A 22,725-nucleotide genomic window follows, 5' to 3' on the forward strand; every position below is an offset into this window, starting at 1 on the left:
CTCGGCCTATGGCGGCGTCGGCAAGGTCGGCGGGGCGGTGATCGGCGCGCTGATCATGGGCGTGATGAACAACGGCATGTCGATCATGGGCATCGGCATCGACTACCAGCAGGTGATCAAGGGCATCGTGCTGCTCGGCGCGGTGTGCCTCGACGTCTACAACCAGCGCCGGGCCTGAGCCGACGCAGCGTCGCTTCGAGGCCCTAGAGGGCGGTTGCGCGGCATGCGTCCCCTGGCGCATTGCAATCGCCCGGCGGAAAAGCCATACTTATTCCCACATCTTGAAAACATTGACGAATTCGCGCTCGGCGCAGTCGTCCTGGGGCCATCGGACAGGTGCATTCGACGAAGGTATAAATCGATTTAGCAACGTGAGGCCGGGCGCCAAAGACCCGGACCCGCAGGGAGGAATGACATGCTGTTGACTCGCCGTGGTTTCACTGCCGCGCTGACCGGAGCCGTCGCCGCTCCGGCCATCATCCGCAGCTCCTTCGCGCAGGGCGCGACCGTGAAGATCGGCATGGTCACGCCCAACACGGGCGCCGCCGCCGAATCCGGCTCCTTCGCCCAGACCGGAGCCAAGATCGCCCTCGAACAGGTCAACAAGGCCGGCGGGGTTCTCGGCAAGCCGCTGGAACTGGTCTTCGAGGACGATCAGACGACCAATCCGGGCGCGGTGCTCGCCTTCTCCAAGCTCGCCAGCCAGCCCGACATCGTGGCCTTCATCGGCTCCATCCGCTCGACGCAGATGCATGCGATGGCGCCGGACATGCTGAAGGCCGGCAAGCCGGTGGGCTTCGGCGGCACGGACCCGAACCTGACCAAGCTCGGCAATCCCTGGCTCTTCCGCTTCCGACCCAACGATTCCTATTCGGGCAAGGTCATCGCCCAATATGGCAGCAAGGAACTGGCCAAGAAGAAATGGGCGATCGTCCATTCGACGGACGCTTTCGGCACCGCCGGTGCCAAGGCGCTGGAGGATTCGCTCGGCGAGAACGGCGCCACTCTGGCGCTCAAGCAGGGCTATGCCAATCAGAGCCAGGACTTTACCCCGGTCGTGCTGGCGGTGCGCCAATCCGGCGCCGATATCCTGGGCACTTACTTCACCTTCGAGACCGATCTCGGCATCTTCGCCCGCCAGCTGCGCCAGCTCGGCGTCAACATTCCCTGGGTGGGCTCGCCCTCGATCGTCAACGTCTCGGCGCTGAAGCTGGCGGGGCCGGCGCTCTACAACACCTATGGCGTCGCCGACTATGCCGAGGATTCCAGCGACGCCTCCAAGGCCTTCGGCAAGGCCTATCGCGAGGTGCGCAAGGTCGCGCCCGACAACCAGTCTTCCTGGACCTTCGACGCCGTGACCTGTCTCGCCATGGCGATGAACAAGGCGGGCACGACGGAACCCGAGAAGGTGCGTCAGGCGATGCTCGCCATCCGCGGCCACAAGGGTGCCGAGGGCGAATATAATTTCGACAAGAACGGTGACGGCCTGCACGGCTACAACATCGTCAAGAACGACAAGGGCGAGATCAAGTTCGACAAGCGGATCGACTTCACGCCCAATCTCGGCTGATCCGGCCACCGTCGCGGCCCGCGCGCCGCGCTTCCCAGAACCATCGGCCTCCCCGCGCTGCGGCGGGGAGGAACAGGCTCCCTGCACAAGCGGATACCAGATGGATCTCGTCCTTCAGCTTCTCTTCACTGGCATCGGCATCGGCTCTGTCTATGCGCTGGTCGCGCTCGGCTTCGTGCTGATCTTCCGCGCCACCAATGTCGTGAACTTCGCCCAGGGCGAGTTCTCAATGGTGGCCGCCTTCCTGATGGTCGTCTTTTCGGTGAAGGTCGGGCTGCCCTATTGGGTGGCCTTCATCTTCGCGCTGCTCGGCATGGCCTGCCTCGGCGCCGTGTTCAACCTGGCGGTCTATTATCCGCTGCGGCACCGCACCTATCTGCCGGTCATCATCTCGACGATCGGCGCCTCGATCTTCATGGCCAACACCACGCTCGCGGTCCACGGGCCGGAACCGGAGGTGCTCTCGGGCTGGTTCGATACGCCCGGCTTTATGCTCGGCCCGGTCTATCTCGACAATCAGTATGTGCTGATCATCGTCGTCACCGCGCTGCTGGTGGCGCTGCAGTACTGGTTCTTCGAGCACACGCTGCTCGGCAAGAAGCTGCAGGCGACCTCGCAGGACAAGGAGATGGCCTCGCTGCTGGGCATTCCGGTGGCGGTGATGATCATGATCACCTTCGTCTATTCGGCGGTGATTGGCGGCATCGCCGGCATCCTGGTGGCGCCGGTTCTGTTCGTCTCGATCGGCATGGGCGCGACGATCGCGCTGAAAGCCTTTGCGGCGACGATCATCGGCGGCTTCGGCGACGTCACGGGCGCGATCATCGGCGGGTTGGCGCTCGGCGTCATCGAGACCTTCGGTGCGGCCTATGTCTCGGTACCCTACAAGGACGGCTTCGCCTTCCTGGTGCTCATCGCCTTCCTGATCTTCCGGCCGCAGGGCATCTTCGGCGAGCGCGTGGCGGAGAAGGCATGAGCATGAGCGCGACCACCGAGGGGGCCGCGATGCGCCCCCGCCTGCGCTGGGGCGTTCCGGCCTATGTCGTGCTGGTGCTCGCCGCGATCGTCTTCGCGCTCGTGGTGCCGAAGACAGGCTATGTCCTCAACATCTCGCTCCAGGCGACGACCTATGCCATCGCGGTGCTGGGGCTGACGATCGTGCTGGGGCTCTGCGGCCAGATCAATCTGGCGCAGGCGGCCTTCTTCGGCCTCGGCGCCTATGCTGTCGGCCTCGGCCAGACCGATTACGGGCTGAATTTCTGGGTCTGCCTGCTGATCGGCAGCTGCCTCGCCGCCGGTTTCGGCGCGCTGCTCGGCGCCTCGACGCTCAGGCTCGGCGGGCATTACCTCGCCATGGTGACGATCTCCTTCCAGCAGATCCTGACGCTCGTGCTGATCAACTGGATCCCGGTCACCAAGGGGCCGGACGGGGTGCGCGCGATCCCTCGGCCAGGCTTCCTCGCCGACGGCTCGACCTATCTCGCCTTCTGCATCTTCATGCTCGGCCTGCTCGGCTTCATGGTCTGGAAGCTGCGCGACACGCGGCTGGGCCGGGCGATGCGGGCTGTGCGCGACAACGAACTCGCGGCGGGCGTCGCGGGCATCGACGTCTACCGCACCAAGGTCACGGCCTTCGCGCTCTCGGCCGTGCTGGGCGGCATCGGCGGGGCGCTGTTCGCGGGCGGCTTCGCCTATGTCAGCCCGGACCAGTTCTCCTTTGCGGAATCGGTCGTCTTCCTGACCATGGTGCTGCTGGGCGGCGTCGCCTCGCCGATCGGGGCTGCGATCGGCACCGGCCTCCTGATCCTCATCCCGGAATGGCTGCGCTTCCTCAAGAGCATTCCCGGGCTCTATCTCGCCATTTACGGGGCGGCGGTGATCCTGATCGTGCTGTTCATGCCGGACGGCATCTGGGGCTTCCTGCGGAACCAGCTCGATCGCTTCAAGCGCGCGGCCGGATCGGTTCTCGCCGGCGACACTTTGCAACTCTCCGGCGGCGGGACGGGCTCGGACACGGTGATGGAGGTGCGCGGCCTCTCCAAGCATTTCGGCGGGCTGAAGGCGGTCGACGGCGTCGATCTCACCATCAGGCGCGGCGGCGTGCATGCGCTGATCGGGCCCAACGGCTCGGGCAAGACGACGACGCTGAACGTGCTCTCCGGCCTCTACAAGGCGACCTCCGGCACCATCATGCTGAACGGCAGGGACGTGACCGATCTGCCGCCGCATGCGCGCACGGCCGCCGGGCTCGGCCGCACCTTCCAGAACATCCGGCTCTGGCGCTCGATGACGGCGCTGGAGAACGTGATGGTCGGGGCGGAGCGTCCCGGCAATCCCGTCGGCGGGGACGCGGCCGCGCTCTTGGCGCGCGCGCGGGCAGCGCTCGCCTTCGTCGGGCTGGAAGAACGCGCCGACGAGGTGGTGGCGAATTTCTCCTATGGGCACCAGCGCGCGGTCGAGATCGCCCGCGCCCTCGCGGGCGATCCGGCATTGCTGCTCCTCGATGAGCCGGGCGCGGGCCTCAACTCCTCGGAAAAGGTGGAGCTGCGCGATCTGCTCAAGCGCATCTCCGCCCGCGGTCTCACCATTCTCATCATCGACCACGACATGACTCTGGTCAGCGAGGTGGCCCAGCACATCACCGTGCTGAATTTCGGCCGCCGCATTGCGGACGGCTATTCCGCCGATGTGCTGAAGCATCCAGATGTGATCGCGGCCTATCTCGGAACGGCTCCCGATGTCGCTGCTTGAACTGAAATCCCTGGTCGTCCGCTATGGCGAGGTCGAGGCTGTCGACGGCATCTCGCTCACCGTCGAGGCCGGCGAGGTGGTGACACTGCTCGGCTCCAACGGGGCCGGCAAATCCACGACGCTCAGGGCGATCTCCGGCCTCGCCAAGCCGGCTTCGGGCGATATCCTGTTCGAGGGGCAGTCGATCGCGGGGCTCAAGCCGGAGGAGATCGTCAAGCGCGGCATCGCGCATGTGCCGGAGGGGCGGCGCGTCTTTCCCGGCCTGTCGGTGCGCGAGAACATCATGCTCGGCGCCTCCAACCGCAAGGGCATCGCGACGGCACAGATCCGGCGTGAGGCGGACGAGATGTTCGATCTCTTCCCCGATATCCGCCGCTTCGCCGATGCGCTGGGCTGGACGCTTTCGGGCGGCCAGCAGCAGATGGTCGCCGTGGCGCGCGGGCTGATGGCCAAGCCGCGCATTCTGCTGCTGGACGAGCCTTCGCTGGGGCTTGCGCCGGTGATCGTGCAGGCGGTCTTCGCCATCATCTCCGAGATCCGGCGGCGCGGGACCACGGTGCTGCTGGTCGAGCAGAACGCCCGGATGGGGCTGTCCGTCGCCGATCGCGGCTATGTGCTGGAAACCGGCAGGCTGGTGCTCTCCGGCGCCCCGGACCAGCTCTGGTCGAACGAGGAGATCCGCGCGGCCTATCTCGGCGGGCGGCACGCGGCGGCCTGACGGCGAGAGGGCACGCCTCAGCGGAGGACCAGCCGCGTGACATGGGCCGAAGCGTCGGTGTCGTGGCTCGCGAGAACCACGATCCTCTCGCGCGCATGGTCCAGCAGACGGGCGAGAATCCGGCGGCCCTGGGCCTGGCCGAGATGTTCGGTCGGCTCGTCGAGCAGCAGCAGCGGCTTCTCCGACAGCCAGGCACGCGCGAGGTTGAGCCGTTGTGCCTCGCCGAGCGAGAGCGTGTCCTGTGCGATCCAGCCATCGAGGCCGCCGGCCCGCCGGATGCGCTCCGTGAGCTCGACGGCGGCCAGCGCTTCCCACAGGGCGGCATCGTCACGGCCGGGCGCGAAGAGATTGGTGCGGATCGTGTCGGTCAGGACCGCCGCATCGTGCGGACAGACCATGGCGAGCGCCCGACGGTCGGCCGCGCCAAGGTCGGCGCCCGCGCTGACCATCACGTCGTCGCCGAGCCAGCCGCCGATCTGCTTCAGGAGACTGGTCTTGCCGATGCCGCTCGGCCCGGCGAGCAGGGTCGGGCGTCCGGCGGCGAGGGCAATGTCCAGCGGCGCGCCGATCGGCCGGCCATCCGGTGTGCGGCGCTGCCAGCCGCGTGCCGAAAGCGCCTCCGGCCGGGCGTGGTGACGGCGGGCGGGTGCTGGCCCGGCCGCAGCGGCGGTCCAGCCGGCGATCTGTCGGCCCGCCGCATCGCGCCGGATGGCGGCGACGAGCATGCGCGAGACGCCCTGCGCGCTCTCGCCGAGAGCGGTCCAGGAGAAGGCCACGAAGAGCGCCGGCAGCAGTTCGTGGAGACGGGCGCCCGCGCACCAGGCGGCGCCGACCACGCTCAATGCCGCAAGCGGGCCAAGCAGAGCAGCGAGCGCATCGCTGCGGGCCTGCAGGCGCCGGAGCGTCCGAACCGTCTCGTCGGCGGCCGAGAAGGAACCGAGGGCTTCGGTCAGGCGCGCCCGCCACTGCCCCTCGGCCTGCAAGGCAACGACGGATGGCAGGATCGCGCCGACCCTCTGCGCGCCCTGGCGTCGCTCGGAGCGGATGACGTCGCACAAGGCGGGGCCGCGCCGATCGAGCGCCCGCAGGCTCAGCGCGACGGCGCCCAGCCCCAGCGCGATCGGCGGCAGGGCGAGCGGAGAGACGGCTGCGGTGGCGAGGAGGCTGCCGACAAGGCCGCAAGCGAGCAGGCGCGCCGGCAACCGGGCCCTCAATCGGGCGAAATCGAGATCCTCGACATCGTCGAGATAATCGGCGAGCCGCGCCTGATCGGCGAGCTGCCAGCCGGCAGCGCGCACATCCGGGGCGCGGGCCATCGCCGCGAACAGGCCGATGCGGCGGACCGTCTGATCGGTCAGCGCCGCCTGATGCCCGAGCAGGCGCTCGCCATAGCGGCTGGCGGTGCGCCCGAGGGCGAAGAGGCGGACAAGGGCGGCCGGGACGTGGAAATTGAAACTCGCCGCCGCGGCCGAAAGCCCCGCCAGGGCAACCGAGCCGAGAAACCAGGCCGAAAGGCCGGCGAGCAGCAGGGCGCAGCCGAGCGCGGCCCCGGCCAGCAGGGCGGTCAGGCGCCAAAGCCGGGCCGCATCGTGGCGGGCGGACAGGGTGCGGTTCATGCGGCGATTCCGTCCAGCGCGGCGCCCAGCGCGACATGGCGATCGGCCAGCGCGATCAGCGCCGGATCGTGGCTGGCCGCCGCGACGAGGCGAGTGCGGGCGATCTCGCGCAGCGCCGCGCGAACGAGGCGGGCGTTGCCGGCATCGAGCTTCGCGGTCGGCTCATCGGCGATCACGCAACCTGTGCCCAGCAGCGCGCGGGCGACGGCGATGCGCAGACGCTGACCGCCGGAGAGATTGGCGCCGCCGGGCGCGATTTCGGCGGCCAACCCACCCGGCAGGAGCGCGTCGTCGAGCAAGCCGATCTGCGCGGCCGCGCTGGCGACCCGCTCGGGGCTCGCCATCGGTGCGTCGCGGCCGATGGCCTCCGCAAGGGTGCGGCCATCGACGACGCTGTCCGTGCCGACCCAGTGACGCGGCCCGTCCGGCAGGTGTCCGGTCTGCTCGCCCGCCTGCTCGATGCCGGCGAGCCGTCGCAGCAGGGTCGATTTGCCGGCCCCGCTCTGCCCGCTGACGACGACGAGCCCCTGCGCCGGCCAGGCTTGCGGTTCGGCGAGGGCGCGATCGACCTGCGGCAGGGCGGGTGCGGCGGGCGCGGGAACGAGAAGCGCATCCAGCCCCTCGGCGGCGGCCAGGCCCTCGGCCTTGGCGTGATACTGCTCGGAGAAGCGGCGGAACGGCGCGAAATATTCGGGCGCGAGCATCAGGATGAACAGGCTCTGCCAGAGCGAGAGATGGGCGAAGCCGGGCATGGTCGGCAGACCGAGATGGCCGAGGCCGAGGAAAACAGCGAGCATCGCGATCGACAGCGAGGCGAAAAAGTCGATCAACCCGGCATTGAGGAAGGCGAGGCGCAGCACGCTCATGGTGCGCGCGACATAAGCGTCGAGCCGCTCGGCCAGCCTCTCCTGCTCCGGCGCCAGCGCATCATTGCCGAGGATGGTCGGCAGGCAGCGGATGCGATCGGCGAAATGCGCGGCCAGATGGCCGAAGCTGCGCTCCTGTGCCTGGGCGCGGGCGCGGATCGCACCACCGACGAGCGCGAAGAACAGGATCATGATGGGTGTGAGAGCCAACACCAGCAGGGCGGCCTGCCAGGAGACGAGTGCGAGCGCTCCGGCGGCGAGAAGCGGGCCGAAGACCATCATCGCGGTCGCGGCCTTGTGCCCGATGACGAGGGCGGCCACGGCTTCTGGGTGGCGCTGGAGCGCGACGGCGGCCCGGCCCGCCGACAGACCGCGCAGGGACCCGGCGGGCGCGGCAGCGAGTTGGTCGCGCAGCCGGTTGCGCAGTGTCACCGCCGCATCGGCTTCGGCATCGGCCTGGAGCCGGTCGCAGGCCAGCCCGGCGGCGATGGAGGTGAGGACGAGCCCGAGCGCGGCGATCACCGGCATGGCCGTGACCGGCTCGCCCATGATCACCGCGCCGAACAGCAGGGCCATGCTGCCGGCGGCGGCGAGGCGCAGGACCATGCGGCCGATCAGCAGCGCGAGCAGGCCGCGCAGCGCGAGCGCTGCCTGCGCCTGCGCCTGGGCGAGGGCGCCCGAGCCGTCCCGGACGGTCGGTGCGATCGGCGCGGTGGCGGTGCGTTTGCTCTGGGTCATGCGCTTCTGTCGCATGAGGCGCGCGGCGACGACTTGATTCAAATCAAGGGCGCTGGCGGGCAGGGGGTCTAGACCGGGGGCAAGCCTGAAAGGACCCTGCCCATGGTCGATCCGCTGCTCGTCGATCTGTCGCGCCTGCAATTCGCGTTGACGGCGCTCTATCACTTTCTCTTCGTGCCGCTGACGCTCGGCCTGTCGATCCTCATCGCGATGATGGAGACGGTCTACGTCATGACGCGCCGCCCGATCTGGCGGGACATGACGAAGTTCTGGGGCGTGCTGTTTGGCATCAATTTCGCCCTGGGCGTGGCCACCGGCATCACCATGGAATTCCAGTTTGGCATGAACTGGGCCTATTACTCGCATTATGTCGGCGACGTCTTCGGCGCGCCGCTTGCGATCGAGGGGCTGATGGCCTTCTTCCTCGAGGCCACCTTCGTCGGCCTGTTCTTCTTCGGCTGGGACAGGCTGTCGGCCCGCGCGCATCTGGTCGTGACGTGGCTGATGGCGCTGGGCACCAATTTCTCTGCGCTGTGGATCCTCGTCGCCAATGGCTGGATGCAGAACCCCGTCGGCTCCGCCTTCAACCCCGACACGATGCGCATGGAGGTGACCGATTTCGCGGCGGTGATCTTCAATCCCGTGGCGCAGGCCAAATTCGTGCATACGGTTTCGGCCGGCTATGTCTGCGGCGCCGGCTTCGTGCTTGGCGTATCGGCCTGGTATCTGCTGCGCGGGCGGCATCTGGAACTCGCCAAGCGCTCCTTCGTGATCGCGGCGGCCTTCGGGTTGGCCTCGGCGCTGTCGGTCGTCGTGCTCGGCGACGAGAGCGGCTATGCGCTCACCGACAACCAGAAGATGAAGCTCGCCGCGATCGAGGCGATGTGGCAGACCGAGCCGGCCCCGGCCGCCTTCACCGCCATCGGCCTGCCCAGCCTGAAGGATCGCGAGACGCATTTCGCGATCCATGTTCCCTGGGTGATGGGGCTGATCGGCACGCGCTCGTTCGACAAGCCGATCCCCGGCATCGAGGAGCTCGTCGGCAAGGCCGAGGAGCGCATCCGCACCGGGCTCATCGCCTATGACGCGCTGGAGCGCATCAAGGCCGACCGCAAGGACGGCGTCGCCAGGGCCGCGTTCGCGGAGCATCAGGCCGATCTCGGCTACGCGCTGCTGCTGAAGCAGTTCGTCGCCGATCCGCGGCAGGCCAGCGCGGCGCAGATCAAGGACGCCGCCTGGTCGACGGTGCCCGGCGTGCCGCCGCTGTTCTTCTCCTTCCGCCTGATGGTGCTGTGCGGCTTCGTCATGATCGGCGTGTGCGGCCTGTCGCTCTGGCACACGGCGCGTGAGCGCGAAGTGCCGCGCTGGCTGTTCCGCATGGCGCTGCTGGCGCTGCCTCTGCCCTGGCTGGGCGCCGAACTCGGCTGGTTCGTGGCGGAGTTCGGCCGCCAGCCCTGGATCATCGAAGGCGTGCTGCCGACCTTCCTCGCCACCTCCGAGCTCGGCGCCTGGAATCTCATGGTCACGATCGCCGGCTTCACGCTGCTCTACGGCGCGCTGGCGGTGATCGAGGTGAAGCTGATGCTCGCCGCCATCCGCAAGGGCCCGGACATCGCCTCGCTCATCGACACCGCTGCACCCGGCCCCATCGCCGGCGCGCCGCAGCCCGCCGAGTAAGCCGGCAAACAAGGATCGAGAATCATGATCGAGTTCCTGTTTTCATACGACACCCTGCGGGTCGCCTGGTGGCTGCTGCTGGGCGTGCTGCTGGTGGGCTTCACCGCGATGGACGGCTTCGACATGGGCGTAGGGGCGCTGCTGCCCTTCGTCGCGCGGAACGATCTGGAGCGCCGCGTGGCGATCAATACGATCGGGCCGGTCTGGGAGGGCAATCAGGTCTGGTTCATCCTCGGCGGCGGGGCGATCTTCGCGGCCTGGCCGGCGCTCTACGCGCTCAGCTTCTCCGGCTTTTACCTGGCGATGTTCCTGGTGCTCGCGGCGCTGATCTTACGGCCGGTGGGCTTCAAATATCGGTCGAAGAGGCCGGACCCGGCTTGGCGCTCGCGCTGGGACTGGGCGCTGTTCATCGGCGGGGCCGTGCCGGCGCTGATCTTCGGGGTCGCCATCGGCAACACGCTGCAGGGCGTGCCCTTCCACTTCACCGCCGATCTGCGGCCGATCTACGAGGGCAATCTCTTCGGCCTGCTCAATCCTGCCGCCCTGTTCTGCGGGTTGGTCTCACTGTCGATGATCGTGATGCATGGCGCGGCCTGGCTCGCCTTCAAGGCGGACGGGGCGGTATCGCAGCGGGCCAAGCGCTTCGGCCTGCGGGCCGCTCTGCTCACCGCGCTGCTCTTCGCGCTCGGCGGCGTCCTGCTCGCGCAGGGCTGGCTCGGCGGCTATCGCATCACCTCCGCCATCGTCTGGAGCGGCCCTTCCAATCCGCTCGGCAAGACGGTCATCGCCGATGGTGGGGCCTGGCTGGCCAATTTCCGGGCCTATCCGCTGCTGTGGCTGGTGCCGGGGCTGGGCGTCGCCGCCCCGCTGCTGGCCGCGATCGGCTTCAAGGCCGGGGCGGAGGGCCTGACCTTCCTGGCCTCCAAGCTCGCCGTGGCCGCGATCATCGCCACGGTCGGCTGCGCCATGTTCCCGCTGCTGCTGCCCTCGAGCAGCCATCCGGACCAGTCGCTCGCCGTGTTCGACGCCTCGTCGAGCCAGGCGACGCTGCGCAACATGCTGATCGCGACGGTGATCTTCATGCCGCTGATCCTCGCCTACACCGCCTGGGTCTACCGGGTGCTGTGGGGCAAGGTCAGCGAGAAAAGCGTCACCGAAGCCGGCCACGCCGCCTACTGACACCGCGAAGGAGCCTGACCATGTGGTATTTCGCCTGGGTTCTCGGTCTCGGCCTCGCCGCCACCGTCGGCATCCTCAACGCGCTCTGGTACGAGCTGCGCACCGTGCGCGAGGAGCCGGCGCATCCGACGGTGCGCCTGCCGACGCCGTGATGCGCCCATGACCAGCGCGCGGCCGAGACAGGATGACGGCGCTGCGGCGGCAGGCTTTCCGCCCCGCATCGACATGGAGCGCGGCCATCGCCGCCTGCTGCAGGCCTGCGACGCGCTGGAGGCCCTGGCCGACCAGTTGCCGGGCGATGTCGACCGGCTGGGCTGCCTGATGCTCGCCGGCACGCTGATCCCGCTGCTGGACGCCTGCCACGGCTTCGAGGAAGCCGTGGTTCTGCCGGCTTTCGGGCGCACCGAGCGCGGCGCCGCGATCTGCGCGCGGCTCACCGCCGAGCATCTTCAGGATCGCTGTGCCGCGGAGGACCTGACCGAGGCGCTGCTGGCGCATGGTCATGGCCGGCTGATCACCAATGCGGAAGCCTTCGGGTACATGCTGCGCGGCTTCTTCGATTCGATGCGCCGCCACATCGCCTTCGAGCGCGACCATGTGCTGCCGGCGCTCGAAACGCCGCCCCCGCGCGAGGGATTGGCCTGAGGCGAGGCTCGCCCTGCTCTGGCGCGATGCCCCGTTTCAGTCCCCGGCGCGGGCCGCCAGCAGGGCCATGTCGGCGATCCGGACATGGCGGTTGTGTTCGATGCCGATCACCGCATCCGAGCGCAGCCGGGTGAATTGCCGGCTGACGGTCTCGATGGTCAGCCCCAGGAAATCCGCGATTTCCCCGCGCGAGAGCGGCAGGTCGAAGGACACCCCGCGCTGCGTCGGAGCAGCGGTGGGGTCGATGTTGCGGGCGATCATCAGCAGGAAGCTCGCGACCTTCTCCGCCGCCGTCTTGCGCCCGAGGGTCACCATCCAGTCGCGCGCCTGGTCGAGTTCCTTCAGCGTCTGCTGCAGCAGCTTGTGCTCCAGATCCGGCTGCTCGCCCATCATCCGTTCGATCGCCCGGCGCGGAAAGGCGCAGAGTTCGACATCGGTGGCGGCCTCGGCGCTCAGGGTGCTCTCGACCTTGAAGGGGCGGCCGAGGAAATCAGGGGCAAATTGCAGGCCGACGATCTGCTGGCGCCCGTCCGACAGCATCTTGGTCAGCTTCACCACCCCGGAGAGGACATTGGCGTAGCTGTCGATGCTCTCGGCATCGCCGACCAACTCCTCGCCGGCGGATGCCTTGCGCTTGGTCGTGGTCTTCGAGAGCGTGACCAGCTGGTCGGGCGTCAAGGCGCCGCAAATGCCGCGATGCCGCGCCTCGCAGGAGGCGCAAAGCACGGGAATCCCGGTGCTGTGGACGTCTTCGCGGATCATTCATCCGCTATATCGTGCGGCCGAGCCGCGGCCAATAAGCCCTTCGGTCACATGTTGCCGCAGGCCCTCAGCCTGAAGCGTGCGCGGCCAGATGCTCGCGGATCAGGGCGGTCAGCCGGCCCGGCTGCTCGGCCGGCGGAATATGGCCGCAGCCGGCGATCGGCTCGAAGCGGGCACCGAGAATGCGCGAGGCGGCTTCGCGCACCAGCTCCGGCGGGGTCGACTGGTCGTCATCGCCGCAGACCCCGCGAGTCGGGGCGGCGATGGCGCCGATGCTGCCTGTGAGGTCGGCATCGCGCAGGGCCTCGCAGGCGGCGATATAGCCCTGCGCCGGCTGGCGCAGCAGCATGGTGCGCCAGCCGGCGAGGTCGTACGGCCTGCTTTCGTGGAAGGCGGGGGTGAACCAGCGCTGCATCACCGCATCGGCGATGGCGGCGAGCCCGCCTTCCTGCACGGCCGCGATGCGCGTGGCCCAGCTTTCGGCGGTGCCCACCTTGGGTGCGGTATCGGCCAGCACCAGCGCCGAGAGACGGCCGGGATGGCGGCTGGCGAGGTCCTGGCCGATCAGCCCGCCGATCGACAGCCCGACCAGCGAGAAGCGCCGCAGCCCGATCTGGTCGGCCAGAGCCAGCAGATCATCGGTGTAATCGGCGATGCGGCAGGGGCCGGCGGGACAATCGGACAGACCATGGCCGCGCTTGTCGTAGCCGATGACGCGCCAGGAATCCGAGAGGCCGGCTGCGACCTCGTCCCAGAGGCGGCAATCGGTGCCGAGCGAATTGACGAGGACGACAGGCGGCGCATCGGGCGGGCCCGCCTCGCGCCAATGCGTGATCCCGCTTGCGATGCGTGCGAACGCCATGGGCTGCCTCCTTCACTGCCGCGTCTTGCCTGCACCGTTATGCGTCCTGCGCGCGGCCTTGTTAAGGTCGCCGCGGCGCTTCGATCGGCGAGCGCTCGCGACCATCGGGAACCGCGGCAGGCCGGCGGAATTGTCCTCTCGCCCCGCCGTTCCCACTTGCCGCGCCGCATTGTCGCGCCGACTTGCCGCCCCAGACTTGCCGCCTTTGCCACCCAGCCTATATGCCCCTCGCCATGACGATGCCGACGCCGATTCCCGTGACGAATTTCATCTTCCCAGGTGTCCTGAACTCCAAGCAGCTTCTGGTCGCGGAGGCGGTGCAGGCGCGTGCCTGGGCGGCGCTGGAGGAGGAAATCCGGCTCGGGCTCGAAACCGAGGCCGATGCCCGCGACCGGCTCGGCCGCATCGTGGTGAAGCTCATCGGCGACCGCTATGCCTCCGTCACCGATCTGGCGGCGGCCGCGGTCGAGGCCTTCCGGGCCGCGCGCCCCACGGTTCCGCAGCGGCGCTGATCCTGCCGGCGGGTTTTAGCCGATCACGCCAAAGGCAGCCGATCGCGCGCCGAAATCCGCCAAAGGTCGGTGCGGCCGGATGCGGATTTGGTTCGATCTTCCACGCCGATCGTGCATCATCGGTGCTCAGGGGAGTTCCGATGCCAACGATGACAAGCGACAAAAGCACGCCCGCCGATCCGCGCCTGCCGTTCCTGGCGGATCTGGAAAAGAAGATCCTCTGGCTCGCCTCCTGGACGATCCACAACGCCAACCATATCCGCCCCAACGCGGACGGCATGAAGGTGGGCGGGCATCAGGCCTCCTCGGCCTCGCTGGCCACGATCATGACGGCGCTCTACATGGCGGCGCTGAAGCCGCAGGACCGGGTGGCGGTGAAGCCGCACGCCTCGCCGATCTTCCACGCGATCAATTATCTGATGGGTCTGCAGACGCGCGAGAAGCTGGAGAATTTTCGCGGCTACAAGGGAGGGCAGAGCTATCCTTCGCGCACCAAGGACATCGACGACGTCGATTTCTCGACCGGCTCGGTGGGTCTCGGTGTCGCCCAGACGCTCTTTTCCTCGCTGACGCAGGATTACGTGAAGGCCCATGGCTGGGCCAAGGATCTGCCGGAAGGGCGAATGGTGTCGCTGATCGGCGATGCCGAGCTCGACGAGGGCAATATCTTCGAGGCCCTGATGGAGGGCTGGAAGCACGGCCTGCGCAACACCTGGTGGGTGATCGACTACAACCGTCAGTCTCTCGACGCGGTCATCCGCGAAGGGCTCTACGACCGCTTCGAGACGATGTTCCGCAATTTCGGCTGGGATGTCGTGACGCTGAAATATGGCCGGCTGCAGCAGGCCGCCTTCGCGGAGCCGGGCGGCGAGCGGCTGAAGGCCTGGATCGATTCCTGCCCGAACCAGCTCTACTCGGCCCTGACTTTCCAGGGCGGCGCGGCGTGGCGCAAGCGCCTGATGGACGATCTCGGCGATCAGGGGCCGGTGACGCAATTGATCGAGGCGCGCTCCGATGCCGAGCTGTCGGCGCTGATGTGCAATCTCGGCGGGCACGACCTGCCTTCGATCCTCGAAGCCTTCGAGAGCATCGACCATGACCGGCCGGTCTGCTTCCTCGCCTATACGGTGAAGGGCTTCGGCCTGCCTCTCGCCGGGCACAAGGACAACCATGCCGGGCTGATGACCAAGGAGCAGCTCGACGGCTTCCGCAAGGCCTGCAACATCCGGCCAGGGCATGAGTGGGAGCCGTTCGAGGGCTTGAGCCTGCCCGAGGGCGAGGTGCGCGCCTTTTTGGATTCGGTGCCGTTCTTTTCGCAGGGCCGGCGGCGGCGCGTGGCGCCGAAGCTACCCGTGCCGGCGAAGCTGGAAGCCGGGATCCAGCCGGTCATGTCGACGCAGATGGGTTTCGGCAAGGTGCTGGACGAGCTCGCCAAGGCGGGCGGGCCGCTGGCCGACCGGATCGTCACGACGGCGCCGGACGTCACGGTCTCGACAAATCTCGGCCCCTGGGTGAACCGGCGCGGACTCTTCGCCAAGGCGTCGATGGCGGACACCTTCAAGGACGAGCGCATTCCCTCGATGCAGAAATGGGAGTTCTCGCCGCAGGGCCAGCATGTCGAACTCGGCATCGCGGAGATGAACCTGTTCATCAATCTCTCGGCGCTGGGCCTGTCGCATTCGATCTTCGGCGAGCGGCTGATCCCGATCGGGACCCTCTACGACCCCTTCATCTCGCGGGGGCTCGATGCGCTGAATTATGCCTGCTACCAGGATGCCCGCTTCATGGTGGTCGCGACGCCGTCCGGCGTGACGCTCGCGCCGGAAGGTGGGGCGCATCAGTCGATCGCGACGCCGCTGATCGGGATGAGCCAGGACGGGCTCTGCGCCTTCGAACCGGCCTTCGTCGACGAGCTGGCCGTGATGATGCGCTGGTCCTTCGAGTACATGCAGAAGGACGGGGAAGGCGATCCGGACGAGCGGACCTGGCTGCGCGACGAGACCGGCGGCTCGGTCTATCTCAGGCTGTCGACGCGGCAGGTCGAGCAGCCGAGCCGGGCGATGACGCCGGAGCTGGAGCGCGACATCATCGACGGCGCCTACTGGCTGCGGAAGCCGGGCCCGAATTGCTCGGTCGTCGTTGCGTATATGGGGGCGGTGGCGCCGGAGGCGATCGAGGCCGTGGGCCTGCTGGGCGAGGATCGGCGTGATGTCGGGCTGCTCGCCATCACCTCGGCTGACCGGCTGAACGCCGGCTGGCAGGCGGCGGAAAGGGCGCGCCAGCGGGGCAACCATGCCGCGACGAGCCATGTCGAGCGGCTGCTCGGGGGGCTGTCCCGCGATTGCGGAATCGTCTCGGTGCTGGACGGCCACCCGGCGACCCTGGCCTGGCTGGGCAGCGTGCATGGGCACAAGCAGAAGGCGCTCGGCGTCGAGCATTTCGGCCAGACCGGCACGGTGGCCGATCTCTACCGCCATTTCGGCATCGACGCGAACGCGATCGTCCATGCCGCGAACGCGGCTGCGGCGGGCCGGCCGGTGCGCTATCTCAAGGCGCTGCCCTGATCGGATCGGGGGGGCTCCGGGCGGATCGGAGCCCCGGTCGACTTCAGTAGCGCGGCGTCGCGAAGGTGTTGGCGAACGGATTGGCGCCGGCGCCGATCCGGCCCGGCAGCGCACCTTCGCCGAAGCTGTCGCCCATGCTGGAATAGACCGGCGAGGCGTAGGAGGCCTGCGTCGCATAGCGGTTCAGCGAGCCGACCGGGACCATGTTGCCGGGGTTGAGATAGCTGCGCTTCTGCACCGTGACCTTCAGCGGGCCACGGCGGTTCTGCGCCTCGGCAAGCGTGGCCAGAGCGGTCGATGCCGCCAGAGCGAGAGCGACAGTGAGCGCGAGGCGCTTGGACGAGGTCATGGCGAGGTCTCCGGAGAGCGGCGGTTGAGCGAGATAACAATGCGCGAGGGTTACGAAAGGATAGCGCGCCGCGATTAACAACTTCGTTAGGCGTCGCCCTGTCCGGCCGCCCGGCCGCGCGCGCCGAGTTTTGGCGGCTTCTTGCGTGGCGTGGGCAGGGAGCGCTGCGGCTCCGGCGCCGCAGTCTTGTTCCGCAGGGCCGGCGCTGCCGTCTGGGCATCGAGCCATGAGGCCTTGCGGCCGGTGGCAGCGAGGTGAGGGCGCTCGCAAGCCGGCTGGCGGCGCAGTTCGCTGGCGGCGAAGGCGGCGCGCAAGGCCTGGTCATCCGCCGCGTTCACGAGGTCGGTCCGGTCGATCAGGCAGGTGAGCTGGCGCCTGTCGCTGGGCCGGCCGGCGGCGCACCACCAGCCGCGCAGCGCGAAACCGGCCTCTCCCGTCACGGAGCGAAAGGCGATGCAGCCGCGCGTCTCGCGGCCATCGCCGAGCACGACATCGGCCGTTTCGACGCGGCCGAAGCGCGTCTCGATCGCCAGAGGCAGGCTGCTGCGGCTCACCGAAAGAGCCTGGGCCGCCGCTTCGCGCGCGATCGCGACGGTGAAGGGTCGCGGATCGGCGTCATCGAGCCGGCCGGTGCGCAGGACGAGCACCAGATGCGGACCCTCTTGGCCGAGGCCGCCGAAGCTGAGCAAATCCTCGCGCAGCCCGGCCGCGGTGCGCGCGGCGCGCTGCGGCGGCGAGCGACCGAGTTCGGGCGCCGACAGATCGAACATCGCGATCGGCCGCTGCACCGGCGTCCAGCTCGAGGGACCGGCGGAGACCGCCGGGGCGGTCTGGCCGATGGCGGCGACGGAGAGGGGGGCGGAGGGGCGGAGCGCAGGCTCGTCCTGGGCCGAGAGGCCGGTGACGAGGGCGGCGGTGCCGCCGATGCCGGCGAGCGCCGCCGTCGCCCGCCAGGCGAGCGCTCCGGTCAGGCCCAGCGCGCGGCGCGGGGCCAGCCAGCGCAACAGCCGAAACAGACGTCGCGCAACCTGCTCCAGCCGGTCGAGGGCGGCGATCACGGCGGGTACGGCATCCAGCCGGGCGAGGCGCGAGAGCGCGAGGCGCAGCTGCGCCCGCAGCTCATGCGCAAGGGTCGGCACAGGGCTATGCCCCTCCGCCGCCGGCATCAGGCGCGCTTGGCTGTCTTCCGGGCCTCGCTGCAAGCTGTTCTCCCGGCGGGCCGCAGGGCCCGCACCGCGTCGTCGATGCCGCGCAGGCTGACGCGCAACTCTGGCCTGCCGGTTACTGGGCGGCGGGAAAGCTTCGGCAGCGTGAACAGCCGGTCAAGAAGCAGGGTTAACCGCGCGCATACGCTGCTGTGGCGATTGACTTTTCGCGTGCGCGGGTGTTCTCAACGAGACACGGCGCTCCTTGCGCCGGCCTTGCGAAGCTTCAGCCCTTCGGGATTGGTTCCGTGACCCTGCGTCCGACGACGAAACGCACGACCAAAACGACGTCCGGGAAAGCCGGTACGTCGCGCTGACGCTTCGCCTCGGTTCCGGGTTCATCTCCCCCCGGCGGGGGCAGATCGCCGGACCGGCCCGCAAACGCGGCCGGGCGGCTCCCAAAGGGAGATCCGAACCGTACCATCCGCAAAGGATCTGATCAGATGAGCTTCAAGGTCGCAGTCGCCGGGGCCACCGGCAATGTGGGCCGCGAGATGCTGGACATTCTCGCCGAACGCGCTTTCCCCGTATCCGAGGTCGTGGCGCTGGCCTCCACCCGCTCGGTCGGCACCGAGGTCTCCTTCGGCGACAAGACGCTGAAGGTGAAGGCGCTGGAGCATCACGATTTCTCCGACACCGATATCTGCCTGATGTCGGCCGGCGGCGAGGTGTCGAAGGAGTGGTCGCCGAAGATCGGCGCGCAGGGCTGCGTCGTGATCGACAATTCCTCGGCCTGGCGCACCCATCCCGATGTCCCGCTGATCGTGCCCGAGGTGAACGCGGCCGCCGCCGCGGGCTTCACCAAGATGAACATCATCGCCAACCCGAACTGCTCGACCGCGCAGCTGGTCGTGGCGCTAAAGCCGCTGCATGAGCGCTTCGGCGTCAAGCGCGTCGTCGTCTCGACCTACCAATCGGTCTCCGGCGCGGGCAAGGAGGGCATGGACGAGCTCTTCAACCAGACCCGGGCCGTGTTCTCGGCCGGCGAGGTCACGACCAAGAAGTTCCCCAAGCGCATCTCCTTCAACCTCATTCCGCAGATCGACGTCTTCATGGAGGACGGCTTCACCAAGGAAGAGTGGAAGATGATGGTCGAGACCAAGAAGATCCTCGACCCGAAGATCAAGCTGACCGCGACCTGCGTGCGCGTGCCGGTCTTCATTGGCCATTCCGAGAGCGTCAACATCGAGTGCGAGAAGCCGGTCACCGCCGAGGAGGCGCGCGAGGTGCTGCGCACCGCGCCGGCCAACCACGAGATCGACAAGCACGAGCCCGGTGGCTACATCACCCCGCACGAGGCGGCCGGCGAGGACGCAACCTACATCTCGCGCATCCGCGAGGACGCCACCGTCGAGAACGGCCTCGCCTTCTGGTGCGTGTCCGACAATCTGCGCAAGGGCGCTGCGCTCAACGCGATCCAGATCGCCGAAGTGCTGGTGAACCGCAAGCTGATCCAGCCGCGCAAGCAGGCGGCCTGAGGGTCAGCGGGGCGTTCCAGCGCCGCACTTTACCGGACCAGGGGCCCGCCCATGCCGACAGGCATGGGCGGGCACCTGTCTTTGCGGGTGGATGCGCCCGGCAAACCGGCTAAGGCTTGCGCATTCCCGCGCGCGAACCCCAGCCCTTGCCCAACGCTCCTTTGCCTGACCCGCCTGTCGTGCCGCCCCATCCGGGCGGGCTTCGCATCGACAATTCCGCACGCGGCATCGCGCTCGTGCTGCTCGCCTCGATCTTCATGTGCAGCGGCGACATCGCGTCGAAATATCTCGCGACCAGCCTGCCAGCGCTGCAGATCACCTGGATGCGCTACGGGACCTTCGCCGCGATCATGCTGGCCACGGTCTGCTTCACCGGCGGTTTCCGCAGGATGCGGACGCGCCGGCCCGGCCTGCAGGTGGTGCGGGCCCTGGGCGTAACGGTCTCCTCGATCCTGTTCGTGGCGGCGCTGCGCGATCTGCCGATGGCGGATGCGACGGCCACCTCCTTCGTGTCGCCGCTGTTCGTGACGGCCCTGTCCATCCCGATCCTGGGCGAGGTCGTCGGCTGGCGGCGCTGGCTGGCGACGATCGTCGGGCTGGTCGGGGTGATGGTCGTGGTCCGCCCCGGCGGCGACGGCTTTCATGCCGCCTCGCTCTTCGTCCTCGGCTCGTCCTTCTTCTGGGCGCTCTCGCTGATCACGACGCGCATGATGAGCCGGACCGAGATCCCGGTGGTGACGCTGGCTTATTCCGCGACGATCGGCTTCGTCCTGCTGTCGTTGGCGGTGCCGTTCACCTGGCAGGCGCTCGATCTCAAGTCGATCCTGATCGGCGCCTTCGTCGGCGGCATCTCGACCGTCGGGCACATCTTCCTGATCCAGGCCTTCCGTTATGCCGATGCTTCGCTGCTGGCTCCTTTCGCCTATTCGCAGCTGCTCTGGTCATCGATCTTCGGCTATCTGGTGTTCGCGGCCATGCCGGACATCTGGACCTATGTCGGTGCGGCGATCATCGCGGGCTCGGGGCTCTATACCGCCCACAGGGAGCGCCTGCGCGCCCACCGGATCGCCGCCGGCGGACAGGGGCAGCGATGAGTCGGGCGGCCCCGCCTTAGGACGAATGGCGCCGGGCGAAAGCTGATATATAGGCTGACGTTACGCCATCCGGCGCTTTCGTTCCCAGGACCCTGCTATGCATATCCATCTTGCCCGCGCGGTGCTCGCCGCGAGCCTCTTCCTTGCGCCGGCGCTCGCCAGCGCCAAGACCTACTCGATCCCCGACCCGAACCCCGTCGCGGTCGTCACGATGCCGGACGACTGGGAATCGACCGAGATCGACAAGGGCGTCGAATCGCTGTCCGACGACGAGACCGTCTATGTCGCGGTCGAGGTCACGGAGCTCAAGGACGCTGCGAAGGCCATCTCGGACGGGATCATCTGGCTGAAGAGCAAGGGCGTCGTCGTCGATCCCGCGACGCAGGAGAAGAAGCCGTTCTCCATCAACGGCATGGAGGGCGTCCAGGTGCAGTGGACCGGCAAGGACGACGATGGCCCGACCCATGTCAGCCTGACCCTCATGCAGGTCTCCGAGACCAAGGGGCTGGTCCTCACCTACTGGGCTTCGCCCGAGGGCGAAAAGGAAAACCTCAAGGAGCTGAGCTCGATCATCAACAGCCTGAAGGCGCTGAAATAGCGCTGTCCGGCCGGCGCGCTGCTGGGGCGTCAGCGCCCGTAGCGCGCCATGAACATCGCGATCGCTTCCTCGACGACATGGTCGACCTCCGCCTCGCTCGGCGGGGTGCGGACGGCGTTGAACAGGCGCGGGCGCGTCAGCGTCGACTGGCACAGGTCGAGGAACTGCACCGCAGCGAGAAAGGTGTCTTCGATGGCGAGCTTGCCCTCGGCGGTCATGCGGTCGAGATAGCGAGCGAGCTGCTGGGAGCCCAACATCGGGCCCTTCTCATAGAAGTCCCGGCCGAGCTCCGGCATCCGCTCGGCCACGCCGATCACGACCCGATGGGCGCTGACGGCGAGTTCGCTGTTGATCATCCTCGCGAGGCATCGCCCGTAATTGCCGAGCGCTCGGACTGGGTCCTGATCCTCGTTCAAGGCTTCGAGCGCCGCGCTCTTCTGCGCCTCGCGCTCGCGTTGGATGAGCGCGACGAACAGGTGCTCCTTGTCCTCGAAATAGACGTAGAGCGTGCCCTTCGAGACGTTCGCGGCCGCCGCGATGTCGCTCATGCTGGCGGCGTCGAAGCCGCGGGCGGTGAAGACGTGCTGCGCACCGTCCAGGATCTGACGGTGCTTTTCCGGGTCGGCCCCGGCGATGCGGCGATTTCGGGCCCCTGATTTCACGATTGTTTTGGAATTTCCATGCATGATCAAGATCGGGGTGCGACTCCTCGCCGCAGGTCCAAGAAAGAATCGAACCAGTTGGTTCGATCTGGCTTGATATGCGTCAAAGCCCGCGCTATTTCAAGCGCCATCGAACCGGTTGGTTCGAATTGAACGCAGGACGCATTCATGTCTGCCGAGATCGCTTCCGAGCCGCGCCGCGACCGACTGAAGTTGGTCGGCACCCATGCCGAGACCCAGCAGCCCGAGTCCGAAACCGTGACGGCCCGCGAGGCGCGCAACACGCCGGCGCAGGATACGGCTGCCTCCGAGGGGACTCCGGCGGCGGAGAAGCAGAAGCGCAAGAGCCCGCTCAAGCGCGGCGCCCTGATGCTCGTGGCCGCGGCGGCGGTGGGCGCCGGCCTCTGGTACGGCATCGACTGGTGGCGCAACGGCCGCTTCATCGTCTCTACCGACGATGCCTATGTCGGCGCGGAGATGGCGACGGTCTCGGCGAAGCTCGCCGCCAATATCGCGTCGGTCTCGGTCGTGCAGAACCAGGAGATCAAGGCGGGCCAGCCGCTGGTCGCGCTTGACGACGGCGACTGGCGCATCGCGCTTGAGAGCGCCCGGGCCAAGACGGCCACCGCGCAGGCCACGCTGGCGCGCATCGACAGCCAGATCGAGGCCGGGCGCGCGGCGTTGACGCAGGCGCAGGCGCAGCAGGTTTCCGCCGAGGCCGCGGTCACCCGCACCGCCGCCGATTACGAGCGCGCCAACAGCCTGGCCGCGAAATCCTACGGCTCCCAGGCCACGCTGGATGCCGCGACGGCCGGGCGCGACCCGGCCGTCGCCGCGCTCGCCAGCGCCAAGGCCGGCGTGGCCCAGGCGGATGCCAAC

The 22,725-nt window shown here is 68.3% G+C and carries 21 protein-coding genes and 1 pseudogene; 15 read left to right on the forward strand and 7 right to left on the reverse strand.

Translation table 11 applies throughout. The annotated features are described in order from the left end of the window. The 5 genes and pseudogenes from ACOJTB_RS10050 to ACOJTB_RS10070 all read left to right on the forward strand — a co-directional run. Nucleotides 1-178: pseudogene (locus tag ACOJTB_RS10050) on the forward strand (sugar ABC transporter permease); the annotation flags it as partial. A gap of 237 nt (nucleotides 179-415) precedes the next feature. Next, nucleotides 416-1,570 carry an ABC transporter substrate-binding protein gene (locus tag ACOJTB_RS10055; protein ID WP_420102387.1) on the forward strand — a complete coding sequence of 385 codons (1,155 nt, stop codon included), beginning with the start codon at nucleotides 416-418 and terminating at the stop codon, nucleotides 1,568-1,570. A gap of 100 nt (nucleotides 1,571-1,670) precedes the next feature. Next, the gene (locus ACOJTB_RS10060; protein WP_420102388.1) at nucleotides 1,671-2,546 is read left to right on the forward strand and encodes a branched-chain amino acid ABC transporter permease; all 876 of its coding nucleotides are present in this window, start codon (nucleotides 1,671-1,673) and stop codon (nucleotides 2,544-2,546) included. 29 nt (nucleotides 2,547-2,575) lie between these two features. Next, a complete protein-coding gene (locus tag ACOJTB_RS10065) occupies nucleotides 2,576-4,321 on the forward strand; it encodes a branched-chain amino acid ABC transporter ATP-binding protein/permease (RefSeq protein ID WP_420102405.1) in 1,746 nt (581 codons plus the stop codon). Continuing rightward, nucleotides 4,308-5,039 carry an ABC transporter ATP-binding protein gene (locus ACOJTB_RS10070; protein ID WP_420102389.1) on the forward strand — a complete coding sequence of 244 codons (732 nt, stop codon included), beginning with the start codon at nucleotides 4,308-4,310 and terminating at the stop codon, nucleotides 5,037-5,039. The genes ACOJTB_RS10065 and ACOJTB_RS10070 overlap by 14 nt, the downstream gene beginning before the upstream one ends. Nucleotides 5,040-5,056: 17 nt before the next feature. On the opposite strand, the gene ACOJTB_RS10075 is transcribed toward ACOJTB_RS10070, so the two are convergent. Then, a complete protein-coding gene (locus tag ACOJTB_RS10075; protein ID WP_420102390.1) occupies nucleotides 5,057-6,655 on the reverse strand; it encodes an ATP-binding cassette domain-containing protein in 1,599 nt (532 codons plus the stop codon). Continuing rightward, entirely contained in the window at nucleotides 6,652-8,259 is a 1,608-nt protein-coding gene (locus tag ACOJTB_RS10080; protein WP_420102391.1) for an ABC transporter transmembrane domain-containing protein, read from the reverse strand. Before ACOJTB_RS10080 ends, ACOJTB_RS10075 begins: the two co-directional genes overlap by 4 nt. Before the next feature lie 102 nt (nucleotides 8,260-8,361). On the opposite strand from ACOJTB_RS10080, the gene ACOJTB_RS10085 reads away from it, so the two are divergent. Genes ACOJTB_RS10085 through ACOJTB_RS10100 form a run of 4 tightly spaced genes read left to right on the forward strand, consistent with a single transcriptional unit; the run spans nucleotide 8,362 to nucleotide 11,760 of the window. Next, nucleotides 8,362-9,936 (forward strand): cytochrome ubiquinol oxidase subunit I, encoded by a 1,575-nt coding sequence (locus tag ACOJTB_RS10085; RefSeq protein WP_420102392.1) that lies wholly within the window; start codon nucleotides 8,362-8,364, stop codon nucleotides 9,934-9,936. A 21-nt stretch (nucleotides 9,937-9,957) separates the two neighbouring features. After that, nucleotides 9,958-11,115: a cytochrome d ubiquinol oxidase subunit II gene (gene cydB / locus ACOJTB_RS10090; RefSeq protein ID WP_420102406.1), complete on the forward strand. Its 1,158-nt coding sequence runs from the start codon at nucleotides 9,958-9,960 to the stop codon at nucleotides 11,113-11,115. Nucleotides 11,116-11,135: 20 nt separating this feature from the next. After that, complete coding sequence (cydX, locus tag ACOJTB_RS10095) at nucleotides 11,136-11,267, forward strand: cytochrome bd-I oxidase subunit CydX (protein WP_076440931.1); 132 nt, start codon at nucleotides 11,136-11,138, stop codon at nucleotides 11,265-11,267. 7 nt (nucleotides 11,268-11,274) lie between these two features. Beyond that, complete coding sequence (locus ACOJTB_RS10100; RefSeq protein WP_420102393.1) at nucleotides 11,275-11,760, forward strand: hemerythrin domain-containing protein; 486 nt, start codon at nucleotides 11,275-11,277, stop codon at nucleotides 11,758-11,760. 36 nt (nucleotides 11,761-11,796) lie between these two features. Here ACOJTB_RS10100 and ACOJTB_RS10105 read toward each other — a convergent pair whose 3' ends face one another. Further along, the gene (locus tag ACOJTB_RS10105; protein WP_420102394.1) at nucleotides 11,797-12,522 is read right to left on the reverse strand and encodes a Crp/Fnr family transcriptional regulator; all 726 of its coding nucleotides are present in this window, start codon (nucleotides 12,520-12,522) and stop codon (nucleotides 11,797-11,799) included. A gap of 67 nt (nucleotides 12,523-12,589) precedes the next feature. Continuing rightward, nucleotides 12,590-13,384 carry a 3-oxoadipate enol-lactonase gene (gene pcaD / locus ACOJTB_RS10110; protein WP_420102395.1) on the reverse strand — a complete coding sequence of 265 codons (795 nt, stop codon included), beginning with the start codon at nucleotides 13,382-13,384 and terminating at the stop codon, nucleotides 12,590-12,592. A 233-nt stretch (nucleotides 13,385-13,617) separates the two neighbouring features. On the opposite strand from pcaD, the gene ACOJTB_RS10115 reads away from it, so the two are divergent. Continuing rightward, nucleotides 13,618-13,896: a hypothetical protein gene (locus ACOJTB_RS10115; RefSeq protein ID WP_420102396.1), complete on the forward strand. Its 279-nt coding sequence runs from the start codon at nucleotides 13,618-13,620 to the stop codon at nucleotides 13,894-13,896. Between the two features lie 149 nt (nucleotides 13,897-14,045). After that, on the forward strand, nucleotides 14,046-16,460 hold the full coding sequence (locus ACOJTB_RS10120) for a transketolase (RefSeq protein WP_420102397.1): 2,415 nt from the start codon (nucleotides 14,046-14,048) through the stop codon (nucleotides 16,458-16,460). 43 nt (nucleotides 16,461-16,503) lie between these two features. On the opposite strand, the gene ACOJTB_RS10125 is transcribed toward ACOJTB_RS10120, so the two are convergent. Both ACOJTB_RS10125 and ACOJTB_RS10130 read right to left on the reverse strand, forming a co-directional pair. Next, a complete protein-coding gene (locus ACOJTB_RS10125) occupies nucleotides 16,504-16,809 on the reverse strand; it encodes a hypothetical protein (protein ID WP_420102398.1) in 306 nt (101 codons plus the stop codon). Nucleotides 16,810-16,895: 86 nt separating this feature from the next. After that, nucleotides 16,896-17,948, reverse strand: coding sequence for a hypothetical protein (locus ACOJTB_RS10130; RefSeq protein ID WP_420102399.1), 1,053 nt, complete (start codon nucleotides 17,946-17,948; stop codon nucleotides 16,896-16,898). Nucleotides 17,949-18,457: 509 nt separating this feature from the next. Here ACOJTB_RS10130 and ACOJTB_RS10135 point away from each other — a divergent pair. The 3 genes from ACOJTB_RS10135 to ACOJTB_RS10145 all read left to right on the forward strand — a co-directional run bounded on the left by ACOJTB_RS10135 (nucleotide 18,458) and on the right by ACOJTB_RS10145 (nucleotide 21,184). Further along, nucleotides 18,458-19,492 (forward strand): aspartate-semialdehyde dehydrogenase, encoded by a 1,035-nt coding sequence (locus tag ACOJTB_RS10135; protein ID WP_420102400.1) that lies wholly within the window; start codon nucleotides 18,458-18,460, stop codon nucleotides 19,490-19,492. A 179-nt stretch (nucleotides 19,493-19,671) separates the two neighbouring features. Next, entirely contained in the window at nucleotides 19,672-20,586 is a 915-nt protein-coding gene (locus tag ACOJTB_RS10140) for a DMT family transporter (protein WP_420102401.1), read from the forward strand. 97 nt (nucleotides 20,587-20,683) lie between these two features. Then, a complete protein-coding gene (locus ACOJTB_RS10145; protein WP_420102402.1) occupies nucleotides 20,684-21,184 on the forward strand; it encodes a histidine kinase in 501 nt (166 codons plus the stop codon). A gap of 29 nt (nucleotides 21,185-21,213) precedes the next feature. Here ACOJTB_RS10145 and ACOJTB_RS10150 read toward each other — a convergent pair whose 3' ends face one another. After that, nucleotides 21,214-21,846 carry a TetR/AcrR family transcriptional regulator gene (locus ACOJTB_RS10150; protein WP_420102403.1) on the reverse strand — a complete coding sequence of 211 codons (633 nt, stop codon included), beginning with the start codon at nucleotides 21,844-21,846 and terminating at the stop codon, nucleotides 21,214-21,216. 168 nt (nucleotides 21,847-22,014) lie between these two features. Between ACOJTB_RS10150 and ACOJTB_RS10155 the strand changes: the two genes are divergently transcribed. Further along, a partial coding sequence (locus ACOJTB_RS10155) for an HlyD family secretion protein (protein WP_420102404.1) occupies nucleotides 22,015-22,725 on the forward strand: 711 nt, incomplete at its 3' end.

Origin of the sequence: Allobosea sp. (genome assembly GCF_048595345.1) — a bacterium.
GTDB lineage: Bacteria > Pseudomonadota > Alphaproteobacteria > Rhizobiales > Beijerinckiaceae > Allobosea.

Bases quoted from the DNA above. Each gene is read 5' to 3' on its own strand.
- ACOJTB_RS10075 (WP_420102390.1), bottom strand. From the start codon at position 6,655: ATGAACCGCACCCTGTCCGCCCGCCACGATGCGGCCCGGCTTTGGCGC.
- ACOJTB_RS10065 (WP_420102405.1), top strand. From the start codon at position 2,576: ATGCGCCCCCGCCTGCGCTGGGGCGTTCCGGCCTATGTCGTGCTGGTG.
- ACOJTB_RS10115 (WP_420102396.1), top strand. From the start codon at position 13,618: ATGACGATGCCGACGCCGATTCCCGTGACGAATTTCATCTTCCCAGGT.
- ACOJTB_RS10055 (WP_420102387.1), top strand. From the start codon at position 416: ATGCTGTTGACTCGCCGTGGTTTCACTGCCGCGCTGACCGGAGCCGTC.
- ACOJTB_RS10080 (WP_420102391.1), bottom strand. From the start codon at position 8,259: ATGACCCAGAGCAAACGCACCGCCACCGCGCCGATCGCACCGACCGTC.
- ACOJTB_RS10120 (WP_420102397.1), top strand. From the start codon at position 14,046: ATGACAAGCGACAAAAGCACGCCCGCCGATCCGCGCCTGCCGTTCCTG.
- ACOJTB_RS10105 (WP_420102394.1), bottom strand. From the start codon at position 12,522: ATGATCCGCGAAGACGTCCACAGCACCGGGATTCCCGTGCTTTGCGCC.
- ACOJTB_RS10135 (WP_420102400.1), top strand. From the start codon at position 18,458: ATGAGCTTCAAGGTCGCAGTCGCCGGGGCCACCGGCAATGTGGGCCGC.
- ACOJTB_RS10125 (WP_420102398.1), bottom strand. From the start codon at position 16,809: ATGACCTCGTCCAAGCGCCTCGCGCTCACTGTCGCTCTCGCTCTGGCG.
- ACOJTB_RS10085 (WP_420102392.1), top strand. From the start codon at position 8,362: ATGGTCGATCCGCTGCTCGTCGATCTGTCGCGCCTGCAATTCGCGTTG.
- ACOJTB_RS10145 (WP_420102402.1), top strand. From the start codon at position 20,684: ATGCATATCCATCTTGCCCGCGCGGTGCTCGCCGCGAGCCTCTTCCTT.
- cydX (WP_076440931.1), top strand. From the start codon at position 11,136: ATGTGGTATTTCGCCTGGGTTCTCGGTCTCGGCCTCGCCGCCACCGTC.
- pcaD (WP_420102395.1), bottom strand. From the start codon at position 13,384: ATGGCGTTCGCACGCATCGCAAGCGGGATCACGCATTGGCGCGAGGCG.
- ACOJTB_RS10060 (WP_420102388.1), top strand. From the start codon at position 1,671: ATGGATCTCGTCCTTCAGCTTCTCTTCACTGGCATCGGCATCGGCTCT.
- ACOJTB_RS10100 (WP_420102393.1), top strand. From the start codon at position 11,275: ATGACCAGCGCGCGGCCGAGACAGGATGACGGCGCTGCGGCGGCAGGC.
- ACOJTB_RS10070 (WP_420102389.1), top strand. From the start codon at position 4,308: ATGTCGCTGCTTGAACTGAAATCCCTGGTCGTCCGCTATGGCGAGGTC.